The organism is Acidovorax sp. T1 (assembly GCF_002176815.1).
GTDB lineage: Bacteria > Pseudomonadota > Gammaproteobacteria > Burkholderiales > Burkholderiaceae_C > Acidovorax.
The window spans coordinates 66,775-85,268 of record NZ_CP021649.1 but is presented as its reverse complement, the minus strand read 5'-3'; the positions used below and the strand labels follow the sequence as shown (position 1 = coordinate 85,268).

Genomic DNA, 18,494 nt, shown 5'->3' with positions numbered 1-18,494 from the left:
CGCTTTTGTCGCGGTGGCCTTGGGGATCCAGATCACCTGGAACGTGGCCTTGGTGCGGATGATGGGGGCCGGGTTTCTCGGCGGGTTGATTGGCCATGATTTGCTCCTTGGATTGAAGGGCCAACCTTAGCGCTACTGCACTTCCTGGGTGGTAGGACGGCATCCCGAAATTGCGAAGAGCTGGCGGTAGCGCGTTTACTCAGCCGTTGCGCCCGACGGTATCAGGACCTGACCCCCGGCGTGCCGCCGCCTGCGGATCGTGCCCATGAATCGTGGCCTCCAGTTTCCTGACGGCGCGCCAGGCGGCCGGCCCCGACAGCATGAATAGGACGGCGGCGAGACCGAGGTACAACCACCCCAGCATGGTCAGCGAAGCGATGGCCTTGGCGGCATCCGCGCGATAGACAAAGGCGAGAACGATCTGGACCGAAAAGAGGGCCGCCAGCACGACTGCCGATAGCAGGCTGAAGCGCAACCGGAGCAACAAAGCCACTCCAAATAGCGACTGTGCCGCGGTCAGAAAAAATTCCTCGTGCTGCCGCGCGTCCAGCGGCAACGACGCAATCGCTCCGGCGCCGACGCTCATCGCCAGCGGCAGCATGCCCACCAGCAGGGTCCACTGGTTGATCTTGTCGCTGATCATAGTTGTGAGCCCGCCCTCGGCGCGCCCCGAAAGGACGAACAGGATGGCGATGACGACTGCCGGCGCCTCGCTCGCCAAGGGTGCAAGCCACTGGATCAGCAGGAACTCGTCGATGCCCAGGATGCGCCCTGAGGCGACGATGGATTCAGCGAACGGCTCGGCTGCCGCCAGGATCACGCCCGCGGCGACGATCGCCAGCCCGGCCATCCAGGCCCACTGCTTTCGCGGAGAGAGCTCCGACAGCGCCGCGGCCGGGCCGGGCTCATCGTCGGCTTCGAGGCCCGTTTCCACCTTCGGCAGCCGGCTCGTGAACCAAAGATAGGTGCCGAAAATCAGGACCAGAATGACCGTGTCAACCAGATTGATGCGGTTCTTCAGGACGATCGAAAATGCGTAGACGCTGGCCACCAATAGGAAACCCACTTCCAGCACGTTCACGCTTGCCAGTTCGATGGTGCGCTTGCGGGTGCGCCACCAATGAAGGAACACCATGAGAGGCCACGCCACGCCGACCAGCAGCCGGTTGGCGCCTGTCATATTGGCCGCGGCATAGTGCACATAGTTCGACTCAGGCGCCTTGCCAGCCTGGTACGCGTAGTACATGTCGACTGCATACTCGGGCAGGACTGTGATGAGTGCGACGAGAGCCAGTATGAGGCCCTGCGAAATGCGCTTCTCTGCGGCTTCGGCGCCCCACGAGAGCATGAAGCCGGCCGCCAGCACGGCGAGCCCGAACACGGCCGTGTCCACGACAGCATTGGGGCGCCATCCGCTGATCCGGAAGATGGCGGCCGGGACAATCGCGGCAATGGCAATGGCCAGCAGGACAAGAAACTTTCTCATTGTTGTGCTTCGCAGTACGTTGGCGGGTTTGGCCCGGCAGCCGATCTTACCCACGAGCTTGTCTGCTGTGGGGCCCTCGGCGGGCCTGACTGATAACTCGACCTCATAATCCACTGTTCACAACGGCTGGAGCTGCATAGTAGCCCAGCAGCTTGACAACAAAAATCGGAGTGCACCCATGGCCAAAGCCGAAAAAATCCGCCTCGACATTCCCGTCCTTCTATCCGGCGTGGAAGATGTCAAGGACCTGTGCGTGGCGCGGCTCATCTCGCTGCTTTCAGGTCGCAACGGCATCAGTGAGGTGCATGTTGCCAACGCCGGGGGTTCGCAGCCGCCTCAGTTGTGCATTCACTACCGGCCCGACACGATCTCGCTGCAGCGTGTGCGCGAACTCGCTGCCTCATCGGGCGCCGAGCTGGGCGAACGCTTCGCGCATCTGGCGTTCCACACATCGACCCAGCACGCGCGCGCCGCGAGGCGCCTGAGCGACAAGATCTCCGCACTCCAGGGCGTGGTCGAGGCGGAAGTTTCAACCACGGGTTCCGTTCGCATCGAATTCGACCGGTCGCTGGTCGATGAAGCGAAGGTCAGGTCCGAACTCGAAATGCTTGGGCTTCCCCTGAAGCCAGCGAGCTCGGCCCCGGCGAAACACGGTGAAGGCGTGCATTCGCACGACGGCCATGCGCATGAGGGCGGCCATGCGTACGATGACGCGCCAACGCCGCACCAGGGTCATGCGCATGCCGAGCACGGTCACGATGACCATGCCGACGGGAAGGACCATGACCACGACCATGCGGATCACGCCGGCGCGGGCCATGCCCATGACCATGGCGGGCCCTTCGGAGAAAAGTCCGAATTGATCTTTGCGTTGCTGGCGGGCCTCATGGTGCTCATCGGCTGGCTGCTTGCGTGGCGCGACCTCGCGCCCGAACTCGTCAGCAAGGGCTTTTACGTCGCCGCGTATGTCTTCGGCGGCTACTACACGCTTAAAGAGGCGATCGAGAACATCCGCGCGAAGCGCTTCGAGATCGACACGCTGATGCTCGTTGCCGCCGCGGGCGCAGCCGCACTCGGTCAATGGGCCGAAGGAGGCCTGCTCCTGTTCCTGTTCAGTCTTGGCCACTCGCTGGAACATTACGCCATGGGGCGGGCACGCAAGGCGATTGAAGCGTTGGCCAAGCTCGCGCCCGAAACTGCGCTGGTGAAACGGCCCGACGGCAGCATGGAACAGGTCGCGGTGGCGCAACTCGTAGTGGGCGACGTGGTGCTCGTCAAGCCGAACGAGCGGCTGCCCGCCGACGGCTTCGTGGTGCGTGGCGAGTCCAGCGTGAACCAGGCCCCCGTCACCGGTGAAAGCGTGCCCGTGGACAAGCGGCCGGTCGACGATTCCCAGGCGGCGTTGCGGGCGTTCGAGAAGGTTGCCGCACTGCACAAGGTGTTCGCAGGCACGATCAATGGACCGGGCGCCATCGAAGTCATGGTGGCCCGTGCCTCGACGGAGTCCACGATGGCACGCGTTGTCAAGCTGGTCACCGAAGCTCAGACGCAGCGCTCACCCACGCAGAATTTCACCGACAAGTTCGAACGGATTTTCGTTCCCGTCATCCTCATTGGCGTGGTTCTTCTGCTGTTCGCCGGCTTCGTCATCGACGAGCCGTTCAGCACCACTTTCTACCGGGCCATGGCCGTGCTCGTGGCGGCAAGCCCCTGCGCGCTGGCGATTTCGGTGCCTAGTGCCGTGCTGAGCGGCGTGGCTCGCGCCGGGCGCAGCGGCGTGCTGGTCAAAGGCGGCGGCCCTTTGGAGAACCTGGGCACCCTGACGGCGATTGCGTTCGACAAGACGGGGACACTCACGGAAGGCAAGCCCCGGCTGACGGACGTCGTTGCCGGCCCCGGTTCGAGCGAATCGGAGTTGCTGACGGTCGCGCTGGCGGTGGAGCGGCACAGCGACCATCCGCTGGCCTCCGCGATAGTCGAAGGCGCACAAAAGCGACTGACCTCGGGCAGCCCCGAACCCGGCGTCGAATCGGTGCAGAGCATCACTGGCCGGGGCGTATCGGCACGAGTTGCCGGGGAAATGTTGCATGTGGGCAAGGCCGCCATGTTTTCCGAGATCGGCGGGGCGCCAATGCCGCCGGAGGTGGCTCGCGCCAACGAGGCGCTCATCGCCCAGGGACGCACGACCATGGTCGTGCGCCTGGGAGAGCGCTACCTGGGTGTGCTCGGCGTGATGGATACGCCCCGGCCGGCCGCAGCGGGCGTGATGCGAGCCCTCAAGGAGCTCGGAATCGAGCGCCTGATCATGATCTCTGGCGACAACCAGCGCGTTGCCGAAGCCGTGGCGCAGAGTGTCGGCCTTACCGAAGCGCAGGGTGATCTGATGCCGGAACACAAGGTGGATGCCATCAAGAAGTTGCTGGAGAAGGGAAGGGTCGCGATGGTGGGCGATGGGGTCAACGACGCGCCGGCCATGGCGAACGCGACCGTGGGCATTGCGATGGGCGCGGCCGGCTCAGATGTGGCGCTGGAGACCGCGGACGTGGCGCTGATGGCCGACGACCTGAGCCAGTTGCCTTTCGCGGTCGCGCTGTCGCGGCGCACGGCGCGGGTGATCCGCCAGAACTTGTGGGTGAGTTTGGGGGTTGTGGCCGTGCTGATCCCGGCAACCATCTTTGGGCTGAACATTGGCACGGCTGTTCTGTTCCACGAAGGATCGACGTTGCTCGTGGTCGTCAACGCGCTGCGCTTGCTCGCATTCGAAGGTGTGCCTTCCGTCGGCGCCGTGGTTCCGCAAGCAGCGCCCACCGCTGCCTCCTGAGACCGAGTCGCTAGCCCTTGTTCGCGTTTGCCGCCTTCGCAGGTACGGCCTTCTCGGCCTTCTTTTCTGCCTTCATGTCGGCCTTGGCGGCTTACCGTCGGCGTGCTCGGGATCTCCCCGCAGGTCCAGGCAGTTCATGCCATCAAGGACCGTGCGAACGCGTGTGCTCTGCTCGGTCAAGGTTTCCCTGACAACCTCAGCATGGCTGACGGGCGGACGGCCCAGCATGTCATCGGCCAACGCCGTGATGGCTGCCAGCCGTTCATGGGCATCGCGCGCGCTGTCAGCAGCAATGTCCCGCATCGATTCAATGGAATGGCGGTACTCGATTGCGCGCTGTGCCTGTTTGGCCTGGACGCGCTTGGTGCCCGAGCGGACGATGTCGTTGGTGTGCCGGTTGTTCCGAAAAATCGCCTCGTCACTAAGCTCGCCGAGCAGGTGTTTGAGAAAGCACACGATCTCGATCGAGCGGGTACCCTCGATGCGGCGGGCGGTTTCGGGGGGCGGCCGATTGACCACGGCCTGGGCGAACGCATGAATGCGCCCAATCGAGAGCCCTTGCAGGTCCCACAGGTGCACGCCCAGTGTTTTGAGAGCATCAATGCGTGAGTTCACCTCTTTGAGGCCCTTCACCCCATGTTTGCCGGCCGATTGCTTCAACCACTCCAGCAACGAGATGCCAGGAGTCGGACTCTCTTCGTGCATGACCTTGAGCACCGCGCGAAGTCGTACTGGAGTGACCGCTGCTCGAATTGTTGCCAGGGCCAGGTTCTCGACAACCTGAAACGCAGATCGGGCCAGGTCGAGCACCACACGCTGGCCTGGCAGGACGATCCTGCTGCCGAAGAGCCATTCCTGCGCGCAGGCGAGGAGGTCATCGACGGAGGAGGCGTCGATCGCCTGCTGGGACAATGCTGCCTGCAAGCGTGCCTCGGCGTTAGAGTCGTAGGTAGAGAAGAGGAGTTGTTCTCGAACCCAAGCCCTATGGTTGCTGATGGTCCGGTCGGCATTCGAGTACAGCGACTTTAGGGAGGCAATCGCGGTCGAGTGGATGCCCAGTTGCTCGCACAGCATTTTCAACATCGCACTCGGCATCTTGAGCGCGGCATCGGCATTCCTGCCAGTCAGCGCGAGGAACGACAGCTGCACGGCCAGTCCCAGGTGGTAGCGCTTCGCGTAGCCACTGTTCCTAATTTCCCTGATCAACTCGTCCGGTAAACGGCAGTGCAGCTGCACGTCATCCGCATTCATGCCAGACGGCAGCTTTTCGTAGCCTACGAATCTGTATCGGTAGCTCGACATCAGCGTTCTCCTTCGCTCCGGGGAACACTATAAATCGCAGCTAAGTTGTTGTCGCCAGAGGCTTATTTGGAGATGGATTCCGAAATTGCACGGAAACCGAGACTACCCCAATAAGTGACGGTACGAAAAGCTAGCACTGGCGCGGAGGTGGTGTTGGTAGATCGTTGATTTCATTGACTTTCCTGTTCACTTTCAAATCTGCGATTCGTGGCGTCAAACCGTGGTCGGTTTCATCCATTGGTGCCAGTTATCGATGCATTTGGCCGCGAAGGCAGGATTTGGTCAGCATAGCGGTCAACCGGGAAGCGAAACACACCCCGCAAGTTGATGCTCTCCAGCCTGGTGGGCGCAATCTTCCCGATCAGTTCCGGTGGAATGACCTGGCGGCGGTTCGACCAGCGATCCAGGACCGCCTGCATCTGTGAGGTATTCCACGCCATCACGATGTTGGCCATCAGGCTCAACGCATCGGCCACAGCCTGCATTTCATCGACACGTTTGGCCTGCGCCGGGCTGATCCGGCCGGTATAAATGGCGCGCTTGAGGGCGTTAACAGCCTCGCCCCGATTGAGCACCCGGCGCAACTCGTTCCTGAAAGCGTCCTTGACAAAGTAGTCAGCCAAAAACGCCGTACGCAGCAACCGCCCCAATTGCACGCCAGCCTCATAGATTGGATCGCCCTGGGCGGCAGAACCGAACCGCGCAAGAGCTGCCACCGCACTGGCATGTCCGCTCATGACCGAGGCTGCCAGGTGCACCAGACTATCCCAATGCTTTTCGATCAAAGCGACGTCGACATTGGCTTCGCACACCGCAGCGATTTCTGCGGGCACTTTGGTGCCGCGTGGCACAAAGAGGTGGCGCTGTTTGAGTTCCTTCAACCGCGGGCAAAGATCAAAACCAAGCAAACGGGCATGTGACATGGCAAAGTCGGTGTAGCCATGGGTATCCACAGCAAGCTGGCTGGTCTCCAGCTTTTCTTGGCGGATGACACCTTCAATGGCCACGCTCGCCTGGCGCTCATTGAGCACAAAGGGCTGCGCATGGAAGATGCCCCACCGGTCTTTTACATGGGAGTAGATTCCAATGGAAGGTGTGTTGCGCCGAGGATCAAGCCGGGCTTGCCACACCCGTTTGGTGGTCTCCATGCTCATCATGTCAGAAGATGCCAAATCGGACCGCCCCCAGGTGGCGGCAATCGGGTGTCGCTGCATGAATTCCAGCACAGCCTGGCAGGCCTGGCTCAGACGCCGTTCGTCCCGCGCCCAGCGCATGGCCTGGCGAATGCTGGTGGCAGACAATTGCGGAATCATGCGCGCGCATTCGACCGCAGTCAGACTGGTGCCGTGGGCCATGATGCCGGCATAGACCATCAGCAGCTCGTCGGTAGAGCGCGGCTCACGTCCGAGCATGATCCAGCTAAAGCGCACCTGGGCGTCAACGGCCAGAATCACTTCCGGCAATTGAACCTCACCGATGCGGTGATCCAAAGCCGCGCGCAGCTTGGTCACTTCTGGGTCTTCGTCCTCTGCGGGCAATGGCGACAAATGGAGTTCATCATCCACGCGCAGTACGCCACTGCGGGCTGCAGCGGCCACCGCATCGACACCGGCAGTTACTCTGGCCAGCAAAGGCTTCAAGAAAGTGGCAGCCTTGCTGGGTAACGATAGACGGGCATAGTGTTTCTTGGACTCTGCCTGCCAACGCTCGTCCGTGAAGAACAAGCGCGCACGACCCCGAAAGCTCAGGCTGTGCTCAATCCAGACCGAGCCATTGCGCACCGCGCGGCGCAGGGCAAACAGGGTGGCCACCTCCAACGCCTGAAACGCCCGTTCCCGGTCTGGGCTGGAGATCGAAACCTGCCAGATCATTCCCAGACTTGGTGCCACCACTTCAACTGGCAGCTTTCTGGATCCTTTGAGATATAAAGCTTGCAGCTTGGCAAGGTACTCGATGGCAGGATGCTCGCCGGTGGCCTGCCAGGGCAGCTTTGCAATGGCGACGAGCAACGACCGCACGGGGCGAATTCCATCAATCAATCCCTCGCGGACCAGGGAGGCCCTGCTCGGTGGTTTGCGTTTCTGGGTTTCGGTGATCAAGGCTTCAAGACGGGCACGCAACTCAGCATCTGGCACCGCACCTTGCGCGCTCAAGGCAACAAGTTCGCCGAGCAGCGTTTTGTACATTGCGGCCCAATTGACGGTAGCGGGGACATCGGCGGCAGCCTGACGCCACAGATCGGCGATCCGGCGCTGCACCATAAGGATCAACTGGTCTGTGGTGGTGAACAGGCAATACCGAAGAAAGCATGCGACCTCCACGGTGCGCGCTGGCTCTTTGATCTTGGCTCCGGCTGAGGGCGGCCTGGAGACAAGTCGGCGCGCGTAGCGGCGCAAGATGAGATCGGGGATGTCTGCCAGGTGCTTATGAACGTCCAGCGTGTAAAGCAGGTCGATGCGCTCCAGTACCTCGCTGATTTGGCGGGTTGAGTGTTTCGCCGGTGCAGCCCATAGCCAACTCTGCTGGGTTTGTCCATCTGGGCGCAGCTCTGAAACTGAGGCTCGCCAGCGATCAAGTGTTGCTGGATCAACGCTGGCGGCGATGGCGGTGCCTGTTTCAACTTCAAGCTGGGCAAGTGCCGCCGCAATCAGTGTCCGAATTGCCCGCTCGTGCACGATCACCAGCTTGTTCTTGTACAGCCATTGACGCGCCCGCACGAGTAGCTGATCGCGGTCGGCGCAGCGCGCCACTTCGTCGCGCAGTTCACGTACCAGTGAGCGGCGCTGGTGCTCGCTCATCCACTGGAATCCAAGGACCGTGCAGGCTACTTGTTGGTGATCGAATAGCGTGCGCCCGCGTTCATACATGGCTCTCAGCGAGGCGACTTCTGGTGCTGCAATGCCAAGCTCGTTGCCAAGGTGGCGCCACAAGGCTACTGGAATTACCCGAAAGGCACCGAGCAAACGCCCACTCATGCGCAGGAAACCAATATGGAGCGCCAGACCAAGCTTGTGGGAATCACCTCGGCGTGCATTGATTGCGTCGCGCTCGGCACCATCGAAGGTGAAAAATGCCTTCATCTCGAAGTCGCTGATATCGCGGGGGAGCCCACGCATCCCCAAAAACGTTGTGTGCCAACCCTGCATCGTGAACCTCAAAAGTGGGAGGCCACCATACCCGTTTACAAAGCGAACAGGAAAGTCAATGAAATCAACGGTCTACCCAGACCACCCCCGCGCCAGTGCTAGCTTTGCGTACCGTCACTTATTGCACTGAAAACGAGGAGACCCCACTGAACAACGCACAGGCTTGATGTTTGAAAACTACCCAATCCAATCAACCACTTAGCCCCTGGCGCATGTCCGTCGCCCCGATGATGGACTGGACGGCGCCTTAAAAAATCATAGACGAATCAACGTGTTGCAGCGATTCTTTTGGAGTCGTTGCATTTTCGTTGCACGGAAAGTGCAGAAAAGCGCTTGAGCTTGGGGCCGAGTTGCACTTTCTCCAGAACGTCGTCAGCGCCTGAAGCGTCGGCGGGGATGCCAGTCCAGCATGCCCATGGCTGACTTGACTATACGGCTGATATCCGTATGATCTGTTGTCTGTACTAGGAGAACCGACATGGGCGCGCTCGCACTCAAAGATGCTCGCATGGAGCTCAAGACCACCAAGGAAGCCAAGGAGCTGCTGAGCAAGGCCGCCGTCCTTGGCGGCATGGACCTGTCGTCCTTCATGCTGTCGACCGCCATGGAAAAGGCGCGTGCGATCCTGCTCGACCACACCTCCATCCAGCTCTCGGTGCAGGGGCAGGCGCAGTTGGCCAGCGTGCTGCAGACGCCGGGTGCTCCGACCGAGGCCATGAAGGAACTGCGCCGCACGCCCCGCTTGAAAGTGCGTGAATGAGTTTTTTCATCACTCGCTTCGATCCGGGGGCGAAGTATGGGGGCTACAACCAGTTCGATTGCCAGCACGCCGTCATCAACAAGTTCGTCAAGGACTCGCTCAAGAAGCAGGTCAAACAGGGCTTGAGCGTGGCCTACGCACTGCTGGAGGAGGATGGGGCCACGCAGCGATTCGCCGGCTTCTTCACGATCGCCAGCCACACCATTGCACTGTCGGCGCTGGGCGCCCTGCAGCGTGGCGGTCTCCCCAAAACCATTCCCTGTGTCCGCTTGATCATGCTCGGGGTTCACCATGCCGATGCAGGCCAGGGTCTTGGCTTGCAGCTCATGAACCATGCGCTGGACATCGTGAAGGTGGGGGCGCAGAGCATCGGGAGTTACGGCTTGTACCTGGATGCCGACGCTGGGGCGTTCGGCTTCTATCAGAAGCTGGGCTTTGTGCCGCTGGAGGGCGACAAGAGCCCCGCGCCTTCGCCCATGTTCCTGCCCATGTCGGCGATTCCCTGAGTCAGGCCAGCGACAGGGCATCGTTCTCTTGATTGCCAGCCGTGAGCTTGGGCATTCGTCGGGTCAAACCGAGGCCACTCAACCCGTAAGACAGGTGCATGGGTTCCACGATGAAGCTCGCCGACCGCATGCGTCAGTCGATTCAACGTCGCTCTGGCCACGTCGTGCTGCGCGCCGAGCTCGTGCCCCTGGGCAGCGCATCGCAGGTTTCGCAAGCTCTGAAGACGCTTCAGCACGACGGGGAGTTGCTTCGCTTGGGCGCAGGCGTCTATGCCAAGGCCCGCCGGGACGAATCCACGCATGAGGTGACGCCGGCGGTGGATGCCGAGACGCTGGGGCGCGAGGTGGCGCACAAGCTCAAGGCCCGGGTGATCGACGGCGGGGATGGCACGCTGGTGCTGGATACGGGCGATCGTCGTGTCTCCCGCAAGCTGGTTCTGGGCCATGGCGCCGTGCAATATGTCAATGATCGCAATCGCAGGGCCTTCACGGCAACCAGAAGGAAGCCGAGTGGCATGGCCCCGTTCCCGACCACCGATGTGGGCCGCTATGTGCGCTGGCTTGCGGCCTTTCATGGGGTCCGCTATATGCCGACGGCCGCCGATCAATGGGCCGAGACCCTGACCCGCTTGGCCGGAGACGACGTGCATTCTGGCCCGGTGCAGGAGCTGCTGGTCGCCCTCAAGCGTGCAGGTAAGCTGACCAAGGACGACATGGCGACGTTGCTCGTGAACTACCTGCGGGAGCGCAAGCAGGGTGTTTGATCCGTTCAAGGATTTCGAGACGGCCGGCTACGGTCCGTGTCGCACAGAGCATCCGCCTGGATCTGCAACCATCGACCATCGACCATTGATCGCGAGTGGCTTCTGCACCCGATACGGTGGCAGCTTTGGTGCTGCAAGCTGCCCCTGTGTTTTGGGAAACTGAGCAGCGGTATTCAGATGCGCTCTTGCTTTGGGTAAAAATGCTGGGCAGGGAGTGCAAACAATGAAGGAAATGGATTCAATGCAGTCGCTTTTACAGGACTGCACCGGAAAATTACCGGTCATCGTGTTGGGCAGCGGTGCATCCGCAGCGCATGGCATTCCAGGTATGGATCCGTTGGGCAAGCACCTTGCGGCGTCGATCTTGCCTGCCACCTGCCAAACCGAACCGCATCTCGCGGGATGGCGTGATTTCCTGGACAAGGTCCAAAAGATGGACCTCGAGTCAGCGCTGACCGGCGTCAACGTGACACCCGAAGTGCTCGAGCACATCGTGCACACCACCTGGCAGTTCCTTAACACAGCGGACTTTCGGATATTCGAGCAGGTACTGGCCGACCGGCGCTTGCTGCCGTTAAGCCAGCTCTTCCAGCATCTGCTGCGCAGCACTGCCATGGAGCTTCAGGTCGTGACTCCCAACTACGACCGTCTTGCTGAGTACGCTGCAGAGGCGGCAGGCTATTGCGCCTACACGGGTTTCACCTTCGGCATGTTCGGCACACGAGCCGTCGATGTGCCTCGGATCAATCTGGGACGGCGGCCGGCGCGGACGGTAAACGTCTGGAAAGTTCATGGCTCTCTGGGCTGGTTTAGCGGCAGCGATGGTTCCATCGTTGCGCTACCGCCTTTGGCGGCGGTGCCCAGCGGCTTCACCCCCGTGATCGTCACCCCTGGCACAGAAAAATATCGACGCACGCACGAGGAGCCTTTCCGCAGTGCAATGCATAGCGCCGACGATGCAGTCGCCCGTGCCAGCGCCTTCCTGTGCATCGGATACGGCTTCAATGACGACCACCTGCAGCCGTTGATGATGGAGCGCTGTACGCGGCCGGAGGTCCCGTTGGTACTCATCACCAAGGAAATCAGCCTCACGGCGCATCGCTTTCTCAAGAGCGGACGCTGTAGTCGTTACGTCGCACTTGAGGAGTCCCCAAAAGGCACGCGCATGTTCAGCCACGAAGTGCCGGATGGCCTGGAACTGCCCGGTGAGTCCTTTTGGCGCCTTGACCACTTCCTTCCACTTGTAGCTGGGTAAGTACCTATGAGCATTCTTGATTACAAAGACGGCGAATCGCTCGGACGTGTCCGGTCGGTCGATACCGCAACGGTGGTTATCGCTGTGGACGATGTCGAGCGACTGCGCAAGCTACAGGTCAATCGCTTGGCGGTGTTGCAAAGCAGCCGTGCTGGCCAGCACCTGATAGGCATCATCCAGAAGATCACGCGTACGGCGGTCGATGGTAAAGCGAGTTCCGTGGACACTGAGGACGCCCTGGATGGCGATCAAGCCATGGAGCTCAACGTAGTGCGCATCGCACTCATTGGCACCCTCATGGATAAAGTTGGTCAGCGCAACAACGTCTTCTTGCGCACGTTAGAGACAGTGCCAGAGATCGATGCCAACTGCTTCGCTCTCGAAGGAGCGCGGCTGACCGCCTTTATGCGCGTCATCGCCAACATTTCTGGCGACGGACAGAAACTCACGCTCGGCCACTACACCCTTGACGAAAGCGCTGACGCCTTCCTGAACGGCAACAAGTTCTTCCAGCGGCATGCAGTCGTCGTGGGAAGCACCGGTTCTGGAAAATCCTGGACGACGGCCAGAATCCTCGAGCAGGTTGCAGCCCTTCCGAACGCAAATGCGATTGTTTTTGATATCCACGGCGAGTACGCCCCGTTGGCCTCGAAGGGTTTCCGACATTTCCGCATTGCAGGGCCGGCCGATCTTGGTGGCAAGGAGGCACTCGAGAATGGCGTGATCTTCCTGCCGTACTGGCTGCTTGGCTATGAAGCTATGACGTCGATGTTTGTCGAGCGGTCCGACCAGAACGCCCCGAACCAATCGATGGTTATGTCACGAGCCATCCTCGCAGCCAAACAGAAGTATCTTGAGGCTCAGGGCCGCCAAGACGTACTCGACAACTTCACGATCGACAGCCCGATCCCCTTTGACCTCACTGCGGTCATCGATGATCTGAGCGTGCTGAACGAAGAGATGGTGCCAGGCGCACGTGCTGGCTCTGAGAAGGCTGGCGAGTTCAACGGCAAGTTAAGCCGGATGATCCAGCGGCTGGAGAACAAGCGTACAGACCGGAGACTGGGCTTCCTTTTTCAAGGCGCCGGTGAAACGCATGCATTTGATTGGCTCGATCGGCTGGTGAGGGCTTTGCTGGCCGGCTCGGTCGATCAGAACGACGGCGGAGGGGGAGTAAAAGTCATCGACTTTTCCGAAGTTCCGTCGGACGTACTGCCGCTGATGGTGAGCTTGGTTGCGAAGCTCGCTTTCTCTGTACAGCAGTGGACCGAAGCCTCGATGCGCCACCCCATCGCCATTTTCTGTGACGAAGCGCACCTCTATATCCCCGAGCGACAACAGGCGGGCGGGGCGGGAGAGATTTCCGTCGAAATCTTTGAGCGGATCGCAAAGGAAGGGCGCAAGTACGGAGTCGGGCTGGTTGTCATCAGCCAGCGGCCCTCAGAGGTCAACCGTACGGTCCTGAGTCAGTGCAACAACCTTGTGGCCATGCGTCTCACCAATGGCGACGACCAGTCGGTTGTGCGCAGGCTGTTGCCGGATAGTCTGGCGGGATTCGGGGATCTGCTGCCGGTGCTTGACACTGGTGAGGCGCTGGTTGTCGGAGATGCCAGCCTACTGCCGACGCGGATCCGAGTTTCAATGCCGGAGCACCGACCTAACAGCGGCACTGTGGAATTCTGGGAGCGCTGGACATCCGATAAGGCTGTCGGTGGTTTGGCGATTGCCGTTGATGGCTGGCGAAAGCAGACCATGCAGACTCTGTCGCCGGCTGCCTCTTGACTGCATTTCAACCAAGGTGCGTGCATCTGCAAACTCCCTTGCGTGAAGTGGCCGTTTTTGGGGAGCCGTGAGTTCACGGTGTTGCCCTGAGCGGCCGCAATCGCATTTCTGCTGCGCAGCCCCGCCCACTCACACTTGGCATCGCTTCCACGTCTCCTCAGCCTGCTCCCTGGCCTTGTCGATCAGCTTCGCCAAGTCGCTGACATGGATGACGTAGGGCGCCTTCTGGGACTTGTTGAGCCGGAACACCGGAAGAGGCAGTTCGCCTTGTGCCGCCTGCCGCATGGCCTCCTGCCTGCTGAGCCCGAGGTAGTCGACGCAGATGCGATCCAGCGACACGGTGGGGCCATCAAAGACGGCCATGAGTGCGAATGCGGTGTTCACAGTGCCACCTCCGGCAGTGCTGCGTTCATCAGCGTGAAGGTGACGGATGCGCGTGCGAACAGCTTTTCTTGGTGGTCAGGGCCCCCGACTTCGCGCGCCTTTTCGTCCAGCAGCAGAAGTTGTCCGTGGAACTGTGCGAGCAGATTGAACTGCGCCTCGTTGTGGTGGTCGACGCCACCGATGGAGTGGTCGAGCAGCCGGCTCAGCGTCCATTCGAGGCGACGCTCCACCTCGGCCTGAAGGTTTTCAGCGCGTGTTTTCTCAGGCGCGATGAAGCCCTGGCGAGGTGACTCGGGCACCGAGTTGTCGCACGATTCGCAGACGGGGAACTGTAGGGCGGTGAGGGCATAGCCGGTGAGGCTGCCGGATTTCTGGCAATCGTGCATGGTGATCCAAGGTTCGATTTCCCCAAGGGGAAAGAACCGGGTCACCGTTCGTCGCAACTTTGCGCTCCTGATCCCCTTACCCAGAATTGGGGGATACGAACCGGATCTACAGATGTCCGACCGTCCACTGCCCCAAGAGAACTTGTTCCTGGGCTCCGTCGTGGATCAGAGGGCTACCTCTGATGTCGTCAGTGCACTTTATGAAGTCCCGTCACTGCCTGCTGCGATCCCGTGCACCCATACGCCGCATCAGACTCTTTTTCGCTCAGGGACGTCGTCAGTATCTGGATACATCGCACCTTGGGTCAAGAAATCCGCGTGCCGGTTTCCTCTGAGTTGATGCTTTTAAGCAACGCGTGCCGGAGGCGCTGAGTCGACCGCCGGCAGGAGTCGTGGCGGCGCTGCGCCGCTCGGTCAGATGGTGTGCCGCGACGCTGTGGGTCGAGGGACAGGTGAGCGCTTCGCTCGTCAACAAACGTCTTCTGCTGTTTCGCCTTTTCCAATCGGTTGCATTTTGTTTCATTTGTTGCGAGGCACCAAGCGGCTCATTTGGCTGGCAAGTTATTAAACGTTTGAACGTTTGATTTGACCTGTTATTCACGTCATGACGTGAATCGATGGTTTATCGAGTAGTTCAAAAACTATTTCCGAGCCTGAATTATCAGATGTAACTTTCGCCGAATTGGCCTGCGTGCCAATTGGTGTCACATCCGGCAAACTTTCTCCATCGATCGCCGAAGAAGAAGGCGTTTCGATGGCGAATGTTTGAAATCCGTGTTCCTTACCAGCGTGGGGTCTGCCATTGTTTTCGGTGGTCCGGGGTTTCTGCCATTCGTCTCCTTCGCGGGATTTGAAGTGGGCGCCCTGAACCAGATTACCCATTTCATTCCCATCAAAGTTACGGCCGATTCAGGCCACCACATATTTGGGAATCGATGAGACTGAGTAAATCAGAAACAAGCGCGGCCAGCGGGCCGGCCGCGGAGCAAGATGAGCCGCTGGTTCCTGCGCAAGTCAACTTGGCCACGTACCCCTGGGCGCCTGTCCGCATGGACTACTTCACCGGGCACCTGCTCGCGCTGGCTGCCAACCCGGAGCCATTCCGGGCCCTGGTGCTGCTGATGGCCCAGGCCTGGCGACAGCAGCCCGCCATGACGCTGCCGGACAACGACACGCAACTGGCGGCGATGGCGGGCTTCGGACGGGATGTCGCCGGCTGGATGGTCATTCGTCCCGAAGTCCTGTGCGACTGGTACCTGGCCAGCGATGGCCGCTGGCATCACCCTGAGTTCGGCGGGTGGGCCTTGCAGGCATGGGACAGCAAGAAGAAGACCGACCGCAGCTCAGAAAAGCAACGCGAGCGCGCGCTGGTGGGCGTTGCCCGCAGGCAGGCCGCTGCTGCAGTGGGTTTGCCTTCGGGCGCGGGCCACGGCCCAGCCGCGGCTCAGCCATATGAGATGACCGAAGAGTCAGAACATAAGGTAGATGAAAAGACACATGAGAGGGAGAGGGACAGAAGCACATCGTCAGACGGCTCCCGGCTCCCCTCCTCAACAGGTACTTTTTCGTCTCATGTCGACCAGGACACAGGCACAAAGGAGGACGGCCAACCGGTGGGCGAGGTCGATCCTGTTCTGGTGATCTTTGAGCACTGGAAGCAGGCAACGGCGCGTCCCGATGAGCACTTGTTGAAGGCCCGCAGAAGCGTCATCCAGGCCCGGTTGGACGAAGGTGTCAGCGCAGCGTTGATCTGTCGCGCCATCAGCCATGCTGCGCAGGACCCCTTTTACCAAGGGCGCACGGCCAAAAGCACCCGCAGGCTCGACACGCTCGAGGTCATCTGCAAGACCACCGATCGCATCCTGGGCCTGGCCAGCGAGGCCCGTTCAGACAACGGCCCGCGGATCAGCATGCTCAAGCCTGCGGCCCAGCGCACAGCAGAAAACGCCGCAGCCGTGGCAGCACGGTACGAGGCCGACGTGATCGATGCTGAAGCGCCATCGGTGCAGACGATCGAAGGGAGCGCAGCATGAACCGCATGACCGTCAAACCGTCGCCATCGGTCGTGCGTGTGGTGACCGAATGTCTGTGTGAGGTCGCGGAGCGCACCGGGAAGGAGGTCGGCGCCTTGGAAATGGCGAAGTGGTACGAGGCGTTCGCTGTCTGTCAGCCCTTCGAACTCCGTGGGGCCTTCGACAACCATGCCTTGACTTCGCCCTTCGCGCCCAGCATGGCCGCCATTCGCCAGGAGCTGGACCGCTCTCGGTTCGGCGGCATCTCGGGTGCCTGGCTGATGGTCAGGGAGGCAGCCCTGGCGTGTGCAGACCGCAACTTCTTCGTTGTCTTCGAGCACGCCGCCATCCACTTTTCCATCGAGGTGATCGGGGGATGGCACTCAGTGATCCGGCTGGTCCGGGATCCAGGCAGCGTCTCATTCGCTCGGCGCGATTTCATGAAGGCCTTTGAGGACCATCGCCCCTCGATCGGCTACCCGGCTGGGTTGGGTGGTTTCAATGGAGTCAACGCGGTCCTGATCGGACGCCGGGAACGCGCGCTGGAGGTCTATCGGCACGGTGCAAAGGGGGGTGCAGCCTGCTTCTCCGGCATCGACATCCTGCATCCCCAAGTCGAGCTATTGCCCGGGCAACAACTGCAAGCCTGGCCGTCGCATCTGGGCCCCGAGCACATGGCCGCACCGCCCGGGCCACCTGTGCACATCACCCCGACATGGTGGGGCACCGAGCCGTAGCCAACGGCGCTGCCCGTAACGCCCACTTGATAACGCTGCATAACGCTACACGCGATAACGCACCGTAACGCTACCTGTTACCAACCGAAGAAATGAAGGAATGAAATCATGATGAAACTCGACCTGACCGACGCGGTCGTTGCTGCCGACGCGGCCGTTGCTGCCGTCTGCGATGCCATGGTGAAGGAGGGGCTGAAGCCCACCACCCGTTCCGTTCGTGAGCGGATGGGCGGCGGCTCCTACACCACCGTGTTGCGGGGGGTGCAGTATTGGAGGGAGCTTTGCGCGGCGAGCGCTGCTGACGATATCCCCCTCGACCCCGTCATCATCCAGCGGTTCCGTGCCCAGTACGTGGCGATCTCGAATCAGGCGTCGAACGATGCCAACATGCGCGCTGCAGATGCGGAAGAAACAGTGGTTCAACTGGCCGCCGAAATCGAGGCGATGGCATGTCGACTGGCCGAACGAGAGAGTGAGCTGAGCACGGCGCAGACCCAGGTGCAGCAGCAACAGGGACAGCTGTTGGAGCGGGCCGGGGCACTGGAAAAGCTGAAAGCGGAGCACGCTGCGGCGATCGATGAGGCCAATAAACGTGCCGCGTCTGAACGAGCTCAGGCGGAAGAGCTTCGTCAGGAGCTGGTGCGGAAGTCGATTGACCTGGCGCAGGTGCCGGGTCTGAAGGAAGAGCTGGAGACAGCCCGGCAAACGGCGAAGAGCAGTGCCGACCAAGTGGCCGAGGCCAGGACGGCCGCCGCCGTGGCAGACGAGCGAGCCGAGGCCCAGTTAGACCGGGCGTGCCAAACCGCTTTGCGTGAGACCAAGCTCGAAGCTCAACTGCTGCGTCTGCAGGAACAGCAGGAAAAGGCGCTGGCCACGGAGCGCGCGCTGCAGCAGGAGATCTTGAGGCTGTCCACCGCGGGGTCAGCCTTGGAAGCGCGTTGCTTGGTCCAGCTGTCCGAGATCGTGCAGCTGCGGGAGGCCGCGCGCAAGGCCGTTGCCAAAGACGATAAGCACGCCAGTGACCGTGACGGCGAGGAGGTTGCCCCCACACCGCGCGAACTGCGCGGCACCGTCTGATATCCGGCGGCGATCCGCGCTGGTCAGTGTGTCACCGACTTGGCCCGGATGCCGTTGCCACCATCGCGGTGTGGCG

At 61.1% G+C, this 18,494-nt stretch carries 15 protein-coding genes; 9 read left to right on the top strand and 6 right to left on the bottom strand.

The genetic code is table 11. From position 1 onward, the window contains the following. Positions 1-199: 199 nt before the first annotated feature. Positions 200-1,486: a sodium/hydrogen exchanger gene (locus CCX87_RS19390; protein WP_011805132.1), complete on the bottom strand. Its 1,287-nt coding sequence runs from the start codon at positions 1,484-1,486 to the stop codon at positions 200-202. Between the two features lie 178 nt (positions 1,487-1,664). Between CCX87_RS19390 and CCX87_RS19385 the strand changes: the two genes are divergently transcribed. Next, positions 1,665-4,307: a heavy metal translocating P-type ATPase gene (locus CCX87_RS19385; protein ID WP_087748559.1), complete on the top strand. Its 2,643-nt coding sequence runs from the start codon at positions 1,665-1,667 to the stop codon at positions 4,305-4,307. Between the two features lie 72 nt (positions 4,308-4,379). Here the strand turns inward: CCX87_RS19385 and CCX87_RS19380 are convergent, their stop codons facing one another. Further along, on the bottom strand, positions 4,380-5,609 hold the full coding sequence (locus CCX87_RS19380; protein ID WP_011805130.1) for a DUF4158 domain-containing protein: 1,230 nt from the start codon (positions 5,607-5,609) through the stop codon (positions 4,380-4,382). 230 nt (positions 5,610-5,839) lie between these two features. Further along, the gene (locus CCX87_RS19375; RefSeq protein WP_087743256.1) at positions 5,840-8,755 is read right to left on the bottom strand and encodes a Tn3-like element IS1071 family transposase; all 2,916 of its coding nucleotides are present in this window, start codon (positions 8,753-8,755) and stop codon (positions 5,840-5,842) included. 478 nt (positions 8,756-9,233) lie between these two features. On the opposite strand from CCX87_RS19375, the gene CCX87_RS19370 reads away from it, so the two are divergent. The 5 genes from CCX87_RS19370 to CCX87_RS19350 all read left to right on the top strand — a co-directional run bounded on the left by CCX87_RS19370 (position 9,234) and on the right by CCX87_RS19350 (position 13,822). Continuing rightward, positions 9,234-9,515, top strand: a complete 282-nt coding sequence (locus CCX87_RS19370; protein ID WP_087748558.1) for a type II toxin-antitoxin system TacA family antitoxin — start codon at positions 9,234-9,236, stop codon at positions 9,513-9,515. Further along, complete coding sequence (locus CCX87_RS19365; RefSeq protein WP_087748557.1) at positions 9,512-10,021, top strand: GNAT family N-acetyltransferase; 510 nt, start codon at positions 9,512-9,514, stop codon at positions 10,019-10,021. The genes CCX87_RS19370 and CCX87_RS19365 overlap by 4 nt, the downstream gene beginning before the upstream one ends. Before the next feature lie 110 nt (positions 10,022-10,131). Then, complete coding sequence (locus CCX87_RS19360; RefSeq protein ID WP_087748556.1) at positions 10,132-10,785, top strand: DUF6088 family protein; 654 nt, start codon at positions 10,132-10,134, stop codon at positions 10,783-10,785. Between the two features lie 223 nt (positions 10,786-11,008). Then, positions 11,009-12,040 (top strand): SIR2 family protein, encoded by a 1,032-nt coding sequence (locus CCX87_RS19355; RefSeq protein ID WP_198948152.1) that lies wholly within the window; start codon positions 11,009-11,011, stop codon positions 12,038-12,040. Positions 12,041-12,046: 6 nt separating this feature from the next. Beyond that, the gene (locus CCX87_RS19350; protein WP_087748555.1) at positions 12,047-13,822 is read left to right on the top strand and encodes an ATP-binding protein; all 1,776 of its coding nucleotides are present in this window, start codon (positions 12,047-12,049) and stop codon (positions 13,820-13,822) included. Positions 13,823-13,951: 129 nt separating this feature from the next. On the opposite strand, the gene CCX87_RS19345 is transcribed toward CCX87_RS19350, so the two are convergent. The 3 genes from CCX87_RS19345 to CCX87_RS21000 form a co-directional block, all read right to left on the bottom strand. After that, entirely contained in the window at positions 13,952-14,206 is a 255-nt protein-coding gene (locus CCX87_RS19345) for a pyocin activator PrtN family protein (protein ID WP_198948151.1), read from the bottom strand. Continuing rightward, positions 14,203-14,592: a hypothetical protein gene (locus CCX87_RS19340; protein WP_087748553.1), complete on the bottom strand. Its 390-nt coding sequence runs from the start codon at positions 14,590-14,592 to the stop codon at positions 14,203-14,205. The genes CCX87_RS19345 and CCX87_RS19340 overlap by 4 nt, the downstream gene beginning before the upstream one ends. 597 nt (positions 14,593-15,189) lie before the next feature. After that, positions 15,190-15,474 carry a hypothetical protein gene (locus CCX87_RS21000; protein ID WP_143218403.1) on the bottom strand — a complete coding sequence of 95 codons (285 nt, stop codon included), beginning with the start codon at positions 15,472-15,474 and terminating at the stop codon, positions 15,190-15,192. Positions 15,475-15,641: 167 nt separating this feature from the next. On the opposite strand from CCX87_RS21000, the gene CCX87_RS19335 reads away from it, so the two are divergent. From CCX87_RS19335 to CCX87_RS19325, 3 genes are all read left to right on the top strand, one after another. Next, positions 15,642-16,625, top strand: a complete 984-nt coding sequence (locus CCX87_RS19335) for a hypothetical protein (RefSeq protein ID WP_087748552.1) — start codon at positions 15,642-15,644, stop codon at positions 16,623-16,625. Continuing rightward, positions 16,622-17,341: a hypothetical protein gene (locus CCX87_RS19330; RefSeq protein ID WP_087748551.1), complete on the top strand. Its 720-nt coding sequence runs from the start codon at positions 16,622-16,624 to the stop codon at positions 17,339-17,341. Before CCX87_RS19335 ends, CCX87_RS19330 begins: the two co-directional genes overlap by 4 nt. 108 nt (positions 17,342-17,449) lie before the next feature. Continuing rightward, the gene (locus CCX87_RS19325) at positions 17,450-18,418 is read left to right on the top strand and encodes a DNA-binding protein (protein WP_087748550.1); all 969 of its coding nucleotides are present in this window, start codon (positions 17,450-17,452) and stop codon (positions 18,416-18,418) included. Positions 18,419-18,494: the final 76 nt, after the last annotated feature.